The organism is Hanstruepera sp. CR43, from assembly GCF_055227665.1.
The window spans coordinates 606,201-620,220 of sequence record NZ_CP200078.1 but is presented as its reverse complement, the minus strand read 5'-3'; the positions used below and the strand labels follow the sequence as shown (position 1 = coordinate 620,220).

The 14,020-nt window shown below is 34.8% G+C and carries 15 protein-coding genes; 11 read left to right on the top strand and 4 right to left on the bottom strand.

Annotated elements, in window-relative coordinates; all coding sequences use genetic code 11:
* Positions 1–40 precede the first annotated feature (40 nt).
* The 3 genes from ACKXGU_RS02615 to hpf all read left to right on the top strand — a co-directional run bounded on the left by ACKXGU_RS02615 (position 41) and on the right by hpf (position 3,515).
* Positions 41–1,438 carry a short-chain fatty acid transporter gene (locus ACKXGU_RS02615; protein ID WP_463466520.1) on the top strand — a complete coding sequence of 466 codons (1,398 nt, stop codon included), beginning with the start codon at positions 41–43 and terminating at the stop codon, positions 1,436–1,438.
* Positions 1,439–1,484: 46 nt separating this feature from the next.
* A complete protein-coding gene (locus ACKXGU_RS02610; protein ID WP_463466519.1) occupies positions 1,485–3,125 on the top strand; it encodes an AMP-binding protein in 1,641 nt (546 codons plus the stop codon).
* A gap of 87 nt (positions 3,126–3,212) precedes the next feature.
* A complete protein-coding gene (hpf, locus tag ACKXGU_RS02605; protein WP_103052643.1) occupies positions 3,213–3,515 on the top strand; it encodes a ribosome hibernation-promoting factor, HPF/YfiA family in 303 nt (100 codons plus the stop codon).
* 321 nt (positions 3,516–3,836) lie between these two features.
* On the opposite strand, the gene rlmH is transcribed toward hpf, so the two are convergent.
* From rlmH to ACKXGU_RS02590, 3 genes are read right to left on the bottom strand one after another with little or no spacing between them, the layout of a single operon-like run.
* Entirely contained in the window at positions 3,837–4,310 is a 474-nt protein-coding gene (rlmH, locus tag ACKXGU_RS02600; protein WP_463466518.1) for a 23S rRNA (pseudouridine(1915)-N(3))-methyltransferase RlmH, read from the bottom strand.
* On the bottom strand, positions 4,311–5,120 hold the full coding sequence (locus ACKXGU_RS02595) for a hypothetical protein (protein ID WP_463466517.1): 810 nt from the start codon (positions 5,118–5,120) through the stop codon (positions 4,311–4,313).
* 50 nt (positions 5,121–5,170) lie between these two features.
* Complete coding sequence (locus ACKXGU_RS02590; protein ID WP_463466516.1) at positions 5,171–5,533, bottom strand: hypothetical protein; 363 nt, start codon at positions 5,531–5,533, stop codon at positions 5,171–5,173.
* Positions 5,534–5,719: 186 nt separating this feature from the next.
* Here ACKXGU_RS02590 and nadC point away from each other — a divergent pair, with 186 nt between their 5' ends.
* From nadC to priA, 3 genes are read left to right on the top strand one after another with little or no spacing between them, the layout of a single operon-like run.
* Positions 5,720–6,577, top strand: coding sequence for a carboxylating nicotinate-nucleotide diphosphorylase (gene nadC, locus ACKXGU_RS02585; RefSeq protein ID WP_463466515.1), 858 nt, complete (start codon positions 5,720–5,722; stop codon positions 6,575–6,577).
* Positions 6,578–6,579: 2 nt separating this feature from the next.
* Positions 6,580–7,518, top strand: coding sequence for a YihY/virulence factor BrkB family protein (locus ACKXGU_RS02580; protein WP_463466514.1), 939 nt, complete (start codon positions 6,580–6,582; stop codon positions 7,516–7,518).
* A 12-nt stretch (positions 7,519–7,530) separates the two neighbouring features.
* A complete protein-coding gene (priA, locus tag ACKXGU_RS02575; RefSeq protein ID WP_463466513.1) occupies positions 7,531–9,984 on the top strand; it encodes a replication restart helicase PriA in 2,454 nt (817 codons plus the stop codon).
* Here the strand turns inward: priA and ACKXGU_RS02570 are convergent.
* Positions 9,981–10,676: a LytR/AlgR family response regulator transcription factor gene (locus ACKXGU_RS02570; RefSeq protein ID WP_463466512.1), complete on the bottom strand. Its 696-nt coding sequence runs from the start codon at positions 10,674–10,676 to the stop codon at positions 9,981–9,983. The genes priA and ACKXGU_RS02570 overlap by 4 nt on opposite strands.
* A gap of 197 nt (positions 10,677–10,873) precedes the next feature.
* Between ACKXGU_RS02570 and rpsF the strand changes: the two genes are divergently transcribed.
* The 5 genes from rpsF to hisS all read left to right on the top strand — a co-directional run bounded on the left by rpsF (position 10,874) and on the right by hisS (position 14,003).
* Complete coding sequence (gene rpsF / locus ACKXGU_RS02565) at positions 10,874–11,212, top strand: 30S ribosomal protein S6 (RefSeq protein WP_103052634.1); 339 nt, start codon at positions 10,874–10,876, stop codon at positions 11,210–11,212.
* A gap of 2 nt (positions 11,213–11,214) precedes the next feature.
* Positions 11,215–11,511, top strand: a complete 297-nt coding sequence (gene rpsR, locus ACKXGU_RS02560) for a 30S ribosomal protein S18 (protein WP_103052633.1) — start codon at positions 11,215–11,217, stop codon at positions 11,509–11,511.
* A gap of 13 nt (positions 11,512–11,524) precedes the next feature.
* Complete coding sequence (rplI, locus tag ACKXGU_RS02555; RefSeq protein WP_103052632.1) at positions 11,525–11,986, top strand: 50S ribosomal protein L9; 462 nt, start codon at positions 11,525–11,527, stop codon at positions 11,984–11,986.
* A gap of 76 nt (positions 11,987–12,062) precedes the next feature.
* The gene (locus ACKXGU_RS02550) at positions 12,063–12,530 is read left to right on the top strand and encodes a DUF6495 family protein (protein ID WP_463466511.1); all 468 of its coding nucleotides are present in this window, start codon (positions 12,063–12,065) and stop codon (positions 12,528–12,530) included.
* Between the two features lie 102 nt (positions 12,531–12,632).
* Positions 12,633–14,003 (top strand): histidine--tRNA ligase, encoded by a 1,371-nt coding sequence (gene hisS, locus ACKXGU_RS02545; protein WP_463466510.1) that lies wholly within the window; start codon positions 12,633–12,635, stop codon positions 14,001–14,003.
* The last annotated feature ends 17 nt before the right edge of the window (positions 14,004–14,020 follow it).

The window sequence follows — 14,020 nt, the reverse complement described above, 5'->3', positions numbered from 1 at the left end:
TAAATTTAAATCATACTATTAAAACTGACCAATTAAAATTATGATAACCAAATTAGGCGAAAAATTCAGTTACCTGTTTTTAAAGTTTATGCCAGATGCTTTTGTATTTGCCATTGTATTGACTTTGGTTTCGGTTTTGGCAGCTTATTTTGTGGTTGATGCCTCGTTTATCACCATTATATCCTCATGGTATGAAGGCTTTTTTGATTTACTGGCTTTTGCCATGCAGATTATTTTAATTTTAGTTACCGGTTTCAGTATTGCCTTGTCTCCAGTTATTGGCAAACTCATAGATAGATTGACCAAATACATTAATTCACCAGGCCAAGTCTATTTTTTTGTGGTATTTATTGGATTGCTCTTAAGTTTGGTGAGTTTTGGTTGGATCGTTATCACCGGAGTTTTGGCTAGAGAATTAGCATTGCGGGTGAAAGGCGTTAACTACCCCTTTTTAATAGCCTGTGTTTATGTGTCAATGTGTGGCTGGGTTACTGGTTTGTCCAGTACCATTCCATTGTTGTTGAATTCTGAAAATAACTATTTGATTGAAGCAGGCGTCGTGTCGAATACCATTCCAACATCGCTGACATTAAATTCATATTTGAATTTCAGTATCATCGGATCCTTTTTCTTGCTTATGCCAGCTTTTATGATGTTTGTAGGAACTAAGCTAAAACAAAACGTGGAACTAAAAGACTTGTGTGATTTTAATAAACTGCAGTCGGAAAAAAGCATTGAAGAAGAAGCGAACGGTATGAAATTACCTTTTAAAGCATATTCTGATAAGTTTAATAACAGCTTCATTTTACAAGGCATAATTGTTTTAATGGGTGTCATATATATCGGATATTACTTTTACACGAAAGGTGTTGAACTGAATTTCAACATCATGATTTTTACCTTTATTGTTTTAGGCATGCTCTTGCATAAAACGCCTTTACGGTATGGAATTGCCATGCAGCGCTCCAGTCGGAATATTTCCGGGATACTATTTCAATATCCTTTCTATGCGGGCATTATGGGAATAATGCTTTACACGGGATTAGGTGAGTACTTGGCAAAGGCACTGGCTTCAGTGGCTACCGTAGACACCTATGCTTTTTATGCGTTTATAACGGGAGGGTTGGTGAATTTTGCTATTCCTTCAGCCGGCGGTGAGTTTGCCGTTGTTGGCCCGAGCTTAATAGCTGCCATTCAGGAAATAGGAACAGGACTGCCTGAAGCTGAAATTACTACTATGGTTTCAAGGGCATCATTGGCAGTAGCCTATGGTGAATCGTTAACTAATTTATTACAGCCTTTTTTCTTACTGCTGATTGTTCCTGTGATGGGTATGGGAACCAATTTGCAATCTCGCGATATCATGGGGTATTTGGTCATGCCGTTTATGATTTTGTTTGTTGTGCAGTTGTGTTTGATTCTTTGGATGCCATTATAAAAAGAGGCAAAACTTTAGTATCTTTAGGAAATTCAACTAACTTGGTATGCCGGATTTTCACTCACCATTGGAGGCTTTCTTGTATTGGGAAGCCAAAACGCCTAATCATGTTTTTTTAAAGCAGCCTCATGATGGAAAAGAGGAAACCTACACCTTTGCAGAAGCTGGCGCTGAAGCCAGAAAAATAGCTAGTCAGTTAAAAGCTTATAAGTTACCAAATCGCAGTCATGTAGCTTTACTGTCAAAGAATTGTGCGCATTGGATCATGGCCGATTTAGCGATTATGATGGGTGGTTATGTTTCCATTCCCATTTACCCAACTCTCAATGATGCATCCATAAAGCAAATTTTGGAACACAGCGATTCCAAGGCTATTATTGTCGGAAAACTGGATGATTTTGAAGCTCAAAAACCAGGGATTCCTGACATTCCCATTATTAGTGTAGCTGCTTATGGTGTGGATCAGGGTGATAGTTGGGAAGAAATCATTGAATCACAAAAAACCTTGCAAGATACTTACATTCCCAACCATGATGACTTGCATACAATCATCTATACGTCCGGAACTACGGGAAGTCCAAAGGGCGTCATGCATACTGTAAGTAATTTTATGGTGAGTTCCAGAACCTTGGTAAAGGTTTTTGAATTGCCTAACAATTTGCGTTTATTTTCATATTTACCACTAGCTCATGTTGCTGAACGTTTGATGATTAATGCTGGTGTGTTTTTAGGCGCTTCCATTTCATTTTTTGATACGATGGATACTTTTGCCAAAGATCTGGAGAAAACCCAGCCACATATATTCTTTGCTGTACCTCGAATTTGGACAAAATTCAGAGAGAAAATATTGGACTCCATGCCCCAAAAAAAATTGAATATCCTGTTGAATATTCCAGTTATCAATACGATTGTCAAAAGCAAACTCAAAAAGAAATTGGGGCTAAAAGAAGCAGTTTTTATTGTATCAGCTGCGGCACCAATTGCGTCTAGTTTGGTGAATTGGTATAAAAAGTTGGGTATAACCATTCAGCAAGGTTATGGCATGACCGAGGATTGTTGTGTGTCTCATTTTAATTTACCAAATGCCAGTAAAACAGGCACGGTAGGCAAAACGCTTATTGGTGTTCAAGCCAAGTTATCTCCGGAGGGTGAAATTTGCGTAAAAAACGATTGCCTCATGTTGGGCTACTATAAATCACCAGAAGCTACTGCTGCAGTATTTGATGAAGAAGGCTATTTAAAAACAGGTGATAAAGGCGAGTTTGATCATGATGGTTATTTATTGATAACAGGACGTGTTAAAGATCAGTTTAAAACCGATAAGGGAAAATATATTTCGCCATCACATATGGAACTCATCATGTCGGCCAATACTGATATCGAACAAATATGTATCGTAGGTACTGGAATTCCACAACCAATTGCGCTAGTCACCTTATCGGAATTGGGAAAAATGAAATCCAAAGAGCAATTAACGGCTAGTTTGGTAGAAACAATCGAATCCATGAATCCAACTCTTGAAAAGCACGAAAAAATAGAAAAGGTTGTCGTCATGAAAGAGGATTGGAATGTCGCTAACGGACTAACAACACCAAGTTTGAAAGTTAAACGCAATGCCATTGAAAAAATTCATCAAGAATTTTACCAAACGTGGTTTGAAAACTCAAAAACAGTCATTTTTGAATAACAAGAAAATAAATTCTTTTTGAATATGACAAATGTCATTCATAAAGAAAATGCTTTACATTAATTTTAGGATATAAAAATAGAAATTATGACAATAAACATTCAATACGTCAATATGGCGACCAGCGAGGCAATGAATGCCTATGTAACACAACGATTGGAAAAATTAGGAAAAAAGTATGAATGGGTCATCAGCGCACAGGTTCACTTTGAAGTCATTCATGACCCAAAAGGAAATGGAAAAATATGTAATATAGAATTAAGTTTACCGGGTCCACGTATTTTTGCCACTTCAAACGAAAAAAACTATGAAAGTGCCGTTAAGGAGACCATAAAGGATTTAGAAACACAACTTAAAAAACGCAAACATCAATTTACGGCTCATAAGTAGTACAATTTTTACATAAATCAGAAATTGCCTACAGATTTATTAAGAATCATCAGTATTTGTTAACAAAAGGTTAAATACTGATGATTTTTTTATACATTAATCACATCATCAGTCAATTACGGTTCTCAATCAGAACTTATAAAGTTTAAAGTAACCATCCAAAAGTATGAGAAGTCGTGTTGAAAGTGCATCAGTATTAATTCTGTTGGCATTTGCTGTTTTCACCCTAGTAAAACTGATTGTTTTTATGATTGGTTTTTTCAGCAATATCGGAATAGATGCTACGTCTATGTCAAGTAGTTTATCCTAATTGGGAAACTATTATCTATGATGATAGGGCTCATTGCGTAAGATTGTAAAGGCCCTATATAGTTGTTCTATGGCAAATAATCGAATCATTTGATGAGAAAAAGTCATTTTGGACAATGATAATTTTCCGTTTGCTCTGCTGTAAACGTCTTCTGAAAATCCGTAAGGACCACCAATAACAAACACTAATTGCTTGATTCCAGAATTCATGTGCTTTTGCAGATATTGTGAAAAAGCTATTGAGTCAAGCTGTTTGCCATTTTCATCCAATAAAATTAAGACATCAGATTGATTGAGTTTACCGAGTATGAATTCACCTTCTTTTTGTTTTTGTTGAGGTTCGGATAAGTTTTTAGCCTTTTTTAAATCGGGGATAATATCAAATTCAAAGTTAATATAATGACTTAACCGTTTTTGATAATTTTCTATCAATTTTATTAGTTCCTTATCGTCAGTTTTTCCTATGGCTATTAGTTTGATGGTCATTTAGAAACAGTGTTTTGGATGATAAAAGGAGTCAGATGTTTTAAACATGCCTTTGCCATTACTTTGTTTTGAAAAATATGTTTTTTTCCAATCTGATTTAAAGGGCTCCCAGTTTTCCTTTTTTATGAGGATTTTTAAGTTTTTATCTGTGAAATGACCTCCAATCAAAAAATAATCGCCATTGGGTTTTATTAAGACAGCATAATAGTTAAATAAAATTTGGAAAAAGGTGTTTTTAAATGTGCCCTTATCATCTATCCAATTAAAGCCATCATATGTATCAGCAACATTTTCGTCATGTTGGTACATATGAAAAACTCTAACGTTTTCTAATTTTTCAAATTTTTGGATACACTTTTTTCTATTCTTGATAAAATCAGATTTATTTTTATTGTATATATCGATGTTGTATTCATGTTTATGAATTGGTATCTGATTTCCTAAAGAATCTGTTTTTGGTTCAATATGTTTTAAATGCCTACTGTAGATACTTTGGAAATTAATTAATGAATCATAATATTTGACAATTATAATTGAATTGGAATCAATAGATGTTTTTGAATCTCGAATTAATAATTTTCTGATTTGATGATAAGATGTGTCGCTTATTTTTCCAAACCGATATCGAAATAACATTTTATTAATGGATAAGCTATCAGATTTATATTCTAAACACTTAAAGATATTCTTTTTACATTTATTGCTATACTCAAGTTTACTTATGTTCCTAAAATTTTCATCGAGATAAATTTTTTCTTGGGCATAAACACTAATGGTCGTTACTAAAAGAAGTATTTTAAAGTATTTCAATTTTATTAGTTTTTGATTCTAAAATACTCAAAACCTGAAGTTAAACAAACCTATTGATGCTTATTTGAAAAAATAATATTCATGATAGCTTCCAGTTTCTTATAATCCCACATTAAAAGGTAAATATTAGCTAAAAGCATTAAACCAGCAATATAGGGTATACCCTTAAAGCCAACTGATGTGACAATGATGAAGATGTTGATAATTATGGGCAAATAGATTATAGCGCCCAAAAATGCGGTTCTGGGAATTATGATCAGTAAGGCGACCAATAATTGCATCAATCCAAGAAACTGCCAATAGAAACCTGTTTGATATAAGGCTTCAAAGAAAAATCCAACAGGATTGTCTGTACCAAGTAGTGTAAAACGTTGTCCCAATACTTTTTTTAATCCTGATGGTATAAAAGCCAAGGATAATAATATGCGGGTGGATCAAGTAAATAGTTTGAAAATGGTTTTTTTTCTGATGGATTCAACAGGGTTTGAAATGACACGCATACGACTGTGGGTTTATTTATGACGAATAACAGACAATCTTGTTACCATTGGCTTAAAAAATCAAAAAGCAATTACTATTTTAGCAGTAAACAAATGTTTATGATAAGTAAGGAACAGTTTGATAAGGAAATTGAAGGTATTATTGTTAATGCCATACGAGAAGATGTTGGAGATGGTGATCATAGCTCTTTAGCTTGTATCCCTGAAACAGCAACGGGAAAAGCAAAACTGTTGGTTAAGGATAAAGGCGTTATTGCTGGTGTAGCATTTGCTAAAATGGTTTTTAACTATGTTGACCCTGAGTTAAAAGTTGAAACGGTCATAGAAGATGGTGCCATGGTGGAGTATGGTGATATCGTTTTTTACGTATCAGGCTCATCACAGTCTATTCTGAAAGCGGAACGGTTAGTGTTAAATGCCATGCAACGTATGAGTGCCATTGCTACTAAGACCAAACAATTTGTTGATTTGTTAGAAGGAACTAAAACGAAGATATTAGATACCCGAAAAACAACACCAGGAATCCGTGCCTTGGAGAAATGGGCTGTTAAAATAGGAGGTGGTGAAAATCACCGATTTGCATTGTACGATATGATCATGTTAAAGGATAATCATATTGATTTTGCTGGAGGTATTACCAAGGCCATTGATAAAACCAAACAATACCTGAAGGACACGAAACGTGATTTAAAAATAATTGTTGAAGCCAGGGATCTGGATGAAATTAAGGAAATCCTTCAGTCAGATGGTATTTACAGAATTCTGATAGATAATTTTAACTACGAAGATACTAGGAAGGCTGTTGAATTAATTGGAAACAAATGTCTGACTGAAAGTTCTGGCGGTATTACCGAGAAAACCATCAGAAAATATGCTGAATGTGGTGTCGATTATATTTCGTCAGGAGCCTTGACCCATTCAGTTTATAATATGGATTTGAGTTTAAAAGCGGTTTAACAATGACAAAACCCATAGAGGACAAATTAGAATCCATTCCAGTTGTCAATGTATTGGTTCGATTACTTAAAAAAATCAAATTACCAGCATTGGAAGGATTATCTCTTTATGATTTATTGGAGTTATATGCTATAGGGATTATAAAAGGCGCATTGACTACACGTGCTAGTGCTATTGCTTTTAGCTTTTTTACCGCATTATTCCCGTTTTTGCTATTTATCGTCATAGTGATTCCGTTTATTCCCATAGATGACTTTAAAATTGAGTTTTTAAAGTTTCTGGATTCTTTTTTACCACCAAGCACATCCGATTTCTTTGCTACCAATATTTTTGAGAATATCGACAGTACGGAACGTGGTGGATTGATTTCATCAGTGTTTTTTATCTCTCTGATTTTAATGGCCAATGGAATTAGCTCCGTGTTTTCAGGCTTTGAAAGCTCGTATCATGAGCAATTAACTCGGAATTTTTTCAAACAATATTTATACGCATTTGGTGTTGCCTTGATTTTAGCCATATTATTACTGTTAACAGTAGCTGTTTTCGGATATTTTCAAATTTATATCATGACCAATTTGGAAAGTTATGGTATCATTGATAAAGAAAACACGCTTGGCTGGATCATTGCTGCTAAATATGTCTTTTTTGTGGTTATGGTTTACATCGCAACAGCGACACTTTATTATTTTGGCACTAAAGAAGGGAAACATTCAAAATTCTTTTCCATAGGTGCTTGGTTTACCACGTTGTTGATTATTTTGAACTCGTATCTATTCGGTATATATATAGAAAACTTTTCCAAGTATAACGAGTTGTATGGCTCTATAGGGGCTTTATTGATCCTGTTGTTCTACTTGTGGTTAAATTCAAATATACTTTTATTGGGTTACGAACTGAATGCTTCCTTGAATCGATTACGTAAATTAAATGTAGGTTTATAAGGTGGGATATTCATGTTGAATTTTATTGATGTCATACTGCCCATTCCATTGCCAAACCTGTTTACCTATTCCATAACTAGGGCAGAAGCAGAGTTTATTAAGCCAGGTATGCGCGTATCGGTACCTTTTGGTAAGTCAAAAATTTATACGGCTGTCGTTTTTTCTGTTCATAACCAAGAACCATTAATTTATGAGGCCAAGGAAATCCACCAAATTTTAGATGAAACACCCATAGTTTCCAGGTATCAATTTGAGCTATGGCAATGGATTTCAGATTATTACATGTGTACTTTAGGTGAAGTCATGCGTGCCGCTTTACCCAATGCCTTTATTTTAGAAAGTGAGACCATCATATTTAGAAATTCAGCCACCACAGTTAATGACAGTGACTTAAAAGATGATGAGTTTTTGGTTTTTGAAGCACTACATTATCAAACGTCTTTAACAATCCAAGATATTACTGGTATAATCGATAAGAAGAATGCGTTACCTGTTATTAAACGCTTGATGGATAAAGAGATTATTTTGGTCAAAGAAGAAGTATATGAAAAGTATAAACCAAAACTGGTTAGATATGTAAAGTTGCATAAACAGTATGCCGCTGATGGGCATTTACAAGCACTTATAGAAACATTGTCTCGCGCACCAAAACAGCGAGAAGTCGTGATGCGACTTTTTACATTATCTGCAAAGGATCATAAGCCAATTAAAGTATCTGAATTGATTCAGGAGAGTAACACATCTTCGGCAATTATAAAATCGTTAGTAGATAAAGAAATATTGGAAGAATACTATCTTCAAACAGATCGGATAGAGTCCAATGAAGCTAAAAAAAATAGTCAATTCGCATTAACCAACTATCAAACTGAAGCTTTAGATAATATTTTTCAAAACTTTGAAAATCAAAATATTGTATTATTAAACGGCGTAACATCTTCGGGGAAAACCGAGATTTATATGAAGCTTATTGAATCCATTTTGGAAACAAATAAGCAAGCTTTGTATTTACTACCAGAAATAGGCTTAACGACTCAATTGGTTCAAAGGCTTCAGGATTATTTTGGAGAATCAGTAGCTGTTTATCATTCACGATATTCGTCTAATGAACGGGTTGAGGTATGGAATCATGTTTTGAATAATTCCTCAAAAGCACAAATTGTAATTGGTGCGCGTTCAGCTGTATTATTGCCATTTCAAAACCTTGGTTTGGTCATTGTTGATGAGGAACATGAACAATCCTATAAACAGTTTGATCCAGCACCTCGTTACCATGCCAGGGATACAGCAATTATGTTAGCTAGTATTTTTAAGGTAAAAACACTTTTAGGCTCTGCGACTCCTAGTCTGGAAAGTTTTTATAACGCCCAACAAGCTAAATATGGATTGGTGGAACTCAATGTGCGTTATAATGATGTGTTAATGCCAGATATTGAATTGATAGATTTAAAGGATAAACATAAACGTAAACGCATGAAAGGACATTTCAGTGATCGGTTGATTACGGAAATGGCAGAAACTTTGGAAGCGGGTTATCAAATTATCTTGTTTCAAAACAGACGCGGCTATTCACCTATCGTTGAGTGTCAGACCTGTGGACATTCGCCACAATGTCCCAATTGCGATGTCAGTTTAACTTATCATCAATACCGAGACCAGTTACGTTGCCATTATTGTGGATATAACACGGTCATGATAAAAACGTGCGAAGCCTGTGGTTCAAATACCCTGGATTCAAAAGGATTTGGAACAGAACAGGTAGAGAAGGAGGTAAGTGCATTATTTCCTGAAGCCAAAGTGGCAAGAATGGATTTGGATTCAACAAGAGGAAAATATGGCTATGAAAAATTAATTGATGCTTTTCAGCAAGGAGACATCGACGTGCTGGTAGGCACGCAAATGCTGACAAAAGGTCTCGATTTTAGAAACGTGAAGCTTGTAGGTGTCATGAATGCTGATAACATGTTAAATTTCCCGGATTTTAGAGCTCATGAACGCAGTTTTCAATTGCTGATTCAAGTTTCTGGTCGTGCTGGCCGAACTAAAGAACGTGGAAAAGTACTTATTCAAACTTATAATCCTTATCATAACATTCTGCAACAGGTTTCAACGAATAATTATTTAGGGATGTACCATGAGCAGATGGATGATCGTCACAACTTTAAATATCCACCCATTTACAGGCTCATAAAAATAACCTTAAAGCATCGGGATTACAATAAAGTCAATACTGGTGCCGACTGGTTTGCTAAATCTCTACGAATGCTGTTTAAAGAACATGTATTGGGTCCAGAATTCCCTCCAGTTTCAAGAATTCGAAATCAGTACCATAAAAATATCTTGGTGAAAATCCCAAAAAAACAATCGCTGTCAAAAACAAAAGAAGCCATTGTTAAAATTAACAATAGCTTCTCTAGTGTGAAAGATTTTAGGGCTGTAAGAGTAGTATTAAATGTCGATAGCTTCTAAATGTTGTTTAGGGCATCAACTAGTTGGGTCTTCTTATTCCTACTTAAAGGAATTTCGTAAGTACCAACTTCTACGTTCTTGCTATTAAATCTATCTACTTTGTCTAGATTCACAATGTAAGATTTGTGAATTCTTAAGAACTTGCCTTCTGGCAGTTCGTTTTCAAAAGCTTTCATGGTTGAAAGTACCACTAAACTAGTTTCTTCAGTCACAAGTTTTACATAATCACCAAGGGCTTCAATCCACTTGATGTCTTTAATGTAAACCTTACGCTTCTTCAGGTTACTCTTCACAAAAATGTGTTCGCCTTCAGTTTCGTTAAAGTCTAGTTTGAGCTTGTGTTGTTCTACAGCTTTCTCAACAGCTGTGTTAAAACGTTCTTTTGTGATTGGTTTGTGTAAATAGTCCGTAGCATCATAATTAAATGCTTTAAAGGCATATTCTGTCTTACCGGTCACAAAAATAATTTGGGGTTTGTTGTTAAGGACGTCAAGCAATTCAAAACCATTTAAAACCGGCATCTCAATATCCAGGAAGATTAAATCTACCTTGTGGGTATTCAGACCGTTTTTGGTTTCCAACGCACTATTGTACTCAGCTATTAAATTAAGAGAAGGATGATTTTCAATTAACTTTACAATTGAGAGACGTTGTATCGCTGAGTCGTCAACTACTACACAGTTTAATGTCATAACATTTGTTTTATTTCGGTTAAGATATCGACAATAGTACAAAAAATTCGGTTAAAAACCAAAAAACATCGTTAAAAGGTTAATTTTAACATTTTTTTAACATATCGATTATGTAGCATATTATTATGGGTTTAGTTTTGTAATATATAGAAAAATAGTTATTTTTGCACCCATTTTTAATTATAAATTAGATTTTTATGAATCATTATGAAACTGTTTTCATCTTAAATCCCGTTTTATCTGAAGATCAGATAAAGGAAACAGTAAAGAAATACGAAGATTTTCTTGTTTCTAACGGAGCGAAGATGGTAGCCAAAGAAGATTGGGGCTTAAAAAAGTTAGCTTATCCAATCCAAAACAAAAAAAGTGGTTTTTATCACTTATTTGAGTACACTGTACCAGGAGAAGTCATCAACCAGTTAGAAGTCGAGTTTAGACGTGACGAGCGTTTTATGCGTTATTTAACTGTAACCCTTGATAAGCATGCGATATCTTGGGCAGAGAGAAGAAGAGAAAAACTTAAACAAAAAGCGTAATTATGTCATCTATCGAACAACAAGCAAAAGGAAAAAAGGACGGAGAAATCAGATATCTTACGCCTTTAAACATCGATACGAACAAAACCAAGAAATACTGTCGCTTCAAAAAATCAGGTATTAAATATGTTGATTATAAAGACGCAGATTGGTTATTAAATTTCGTAAACGAGCAAGGTAAAATTTTACCAAGACGTTTAACAGGAACTTCTTTAAAATACCAAAGAAAAGTATCTGTAGCTATCAAAAGAGCGCGTCATTTAGCATTAATGCCATACGTGGCCGATTTATTAAAATAAAATTATCATAACAATGGAACTTATATTAAAACAAGACGTTGAGAATTTAGGATTTAAAGACGATATTGTAACAGTTAAGAACGGTTATGGTAGAAATTATTTAATTCCTCAAGGTCAAGCTGTATTGGCTACAACTTCTGCTAAAAAAGTATTGGCAGAGAACTTAAAGCAACGTGCTTTTAAAGAGAAAAAGATTATTGAAGACGCTCAAAAAGTAGCAGAAGCTTTAAAATCTTTAGAATTGAAATTAACTGCTAAAGCAACTGAAGGTGCTTCTGCTGGAGATAAATTATTTGGTTCTGTAACCAAATTGGATTTAGTTGAAGCTTTTGAAAAAGAAGGACACACTATTGACAAGAAATTTATTAGTATTACTGGTGGTAATATTAAGCGTTTAGGTCAGTACAATGCTGTTATTCGCCTTCATAGAGAAGTAACTGTAGAATTCCCATTTGAGGTTATTGCTCAAGCATAAGCATTAAATAACATATTAAAAGCCTCAACCTAGTTGGGGCTTTTTTTTTAAAATAAATTGAAAAATAAAATTGACTATGAAATACGCCAGATTAACAAAAGAACAGTTTGACGAATTACATCCGGAATTCATTAATTTTTTGGCAACGCAATCTATCACTGCGGACGAGTGGTCAGAAATTAAGGAAACAAAACCCGAAGTGGCTGAACAGGAATTGGATGTGTTTAGCGATTTAGTTTGGGAAGGTGTATTGAGTAAAGTCGAATTTATTGAGCATATTTCACCACAACAAATGCATTTATTTAACTTAAATGATGCCAATATGCATGTGATAGGTGTTAAGTTAAAAAATGCCATTGATTTAACCTCAAAAGATGGTTTTAATTGGCTTCGTGAGAATTTGATGGATGATGATGTGGAATTTATGCAAGCTAAAAAGGACTATTCTGAAAACCGACATTTGGATAAATTTCAACTCATTCAGCAAGGAGGCGTAATCACCAAAGGTGAATTGTTTCAGTATTTTGATAAACTGATTAATTAATTTGTCATTCCTGCGAAGGCAGGAATCTATATCAAATTAATCCACTATTTTTGTTACAATTATTAATCAATAAAGAGATTCCTGCTGTCGCAGGAAGTTAGTATGGCACAAAAACCAAGTATTCCCAAGGGCACACGCGATTTCAACCCGGAACAGGTTACCAAACGTAACTACATATTCAATACCATTCAAGGCCAGTTTGAAAAGTTTGGCTTTCAACCCATTGAAACACCCAGCTTTGAAAACTCGGATACTCTTATGGGTAAATATGGTGATGAAGGGGATCGGTTGATTTTTAAGATATTGAATTCAGGGGATTACTTGAATAAAGTCAGCGATGACTTATATAATGAAAAAGATGCCAATAAACTGACGTCATTTATCTCCGAGAAAGCACTTCGTTACGATTTAACCGTACCATTTGCGCGTTACGTTGTGCAAAACCAAAATGATATTGAATTTCCGTTTAAGCGCTACCAAATGCAACCCGTTTGGCGAGCTGACAGACCTCAAAAAGGTCGTTTTAGAGAGTTTTACCAATGTGATGCCGATGTGGTTGGTTCTACATCCTTATGGCAAGAAGTGGAATTGGTACAACTGTACGATGCTGTTTTTTCGGCTTTAGGTTTAAAAGGAACGACTATAAAAATCAATAATCGCAAGATTTTATCCGGAATTGCTGAAGTAATTGGTGCTAGTGATAAACTCATTGATTTTACAGTTGCTTTAGATAAACTGGATAAAATAGGTGAGGAGAAAGTCAAACAGGAAATGCTGGAAAAAGGTATTTCTCAATCAGGTATTGACAAATTACAACCATTATTTACGCTATCTGGTAATTTTGGTTCTCAAATCACACAATTAAAAGCCATTTTAAGCACTTCTGAAGACGGTAAAAAAGGCATTGAGGAATTAGAGTTTATTGATAAGGCAATTGCAGAAATAGGTCTGGAAACGGCTCAATTAGAATTAGATGTTACCTTGGCAAGAGGACTCAATTACTATACAGGCGCTATTTTTGAAGTTTCTGCTCCAGAAGGCGTTAATATGGGCTCTATAGGTGGAGGAGGTCGTTATGATGATCTAACCGGTATTTTTGGAATGCCTGATATGTCGGGTGTAGGTATTAGTTTTGGATTGGATCGAATTTATTTGGTGCTCGAAGAATTGAATCTATTCCCTGAAACTGTAGCCAAAAGTTTAGATGTGTTATTTATCAATTTTGGTGATGCAGAGGCGCTTTATAGCCTGAAAGCCATCAAATCCTTGCGTAAAAACAATATCAATGCTGAATTGTATCCAGATAATGCTAAAATGAAGAAGCAAATGCAGCATGCCAATAAACGTGAAATACCCTTTGTTGTTCTTGTTGGCGAAAAAGAAATGCAAGCCCAGCAATACACCCTAAAGAATATGGTTTCAGGTGAACAGAAGGCTGTTTCCCTAAACGACTTAATTACCAAGCTAACATAAAAAAAGAGTCCCGAAAA

Excerpts from the sequence above, each read along its gene's own strand:
- ACKXGU_RS02615 (WP_463466520.1), top strand. The coding sequence starts at position 41 with ATGATAACCAAATTAGGCGAAAAATTCAGTTACCTGTTTTTAAAGTTT.
- ACKXGU_RS02610 (WP_463466519.1), top strand. The coding sequence starts at position 1,485 with ATGCCGGATTTTCACTCACCATTGGAGGCTTTCTTGTATTGGGAAGCC.
- hpf (WP_103052643.1), top strand. The coding sequence starts at position 3,213 with ATGACAATAAACATTCAATACGTCAATATGGCGACCAGCGAGGCAATG.
- rlmH (WP_463466518.1), bottom strand. The coding sequence starts at position 4,310 with ATGACCATCAAACTAATAGCCATAGGAAAAACTGACGATAAGGAACTA.
- nadC (WP_463466515.1), top strand. The coding sequence starts at position 5,720 with ATGATAAGTAAGGAACAGTTTGATAAGGAAATTGAAGGTATTATTGTT.
- ACKXGU_RS02580 (WP_463466514.1), top strand. The coding sequence starts at position 6,580 with ATGACAAAACCCATAGAGGACAAATTAGAATCCATTCCAGTTGTCAAT.
- priA (WP_463466513.1), top strand. The coding sequence starts at position 7,531 with ATGTTGAATTTTATTGATGTCATACTGCCCATTCCATTGCCAAACCTG.
- ACKXGU_RS02570 (WP_463466512.1), bottom strand. The coding sequence starts at position 10,676 with ATGACATTAAACTGTGTAGTAGTTGACGACTCAGCGATACAACGTCTC.
- rpsF (WP_103052634.1), top strand. The coding sequence starts at position 10,874 with ATGAATCATTATGAAACTGTTTTCATCTTAAATCCCGTTTTATCTGAA.
- rpsR (WP_103052633.1), top strand. The coding sequence starts at position 11,215 with ATGTCATCTATCGAACAACAAGCAAAAGGAAAAAAGGACGGAGAAATC.
- rplI (WP_103052632.1), top strand. The coding sequence starts at position 11,525 with ATGGAACTTATATTAAAACAAGACGTTGAGAATTTAGGATTTAAAGAC.
- ACKXGU_RS02550 (WP_463466511.1), top strand. The coding sequence starts at position 12,063 with ATGAAATACGCCAGATTAACAAAAGAACAGTTTGACGAATTACATCCG.
- hisS (WP_463466510.1), top strand. The coding sequence starts at position 12,633 with ATGGCACAAAAACCAAGTATTCCCAAGGGCACACGCGATTTCAACCCG.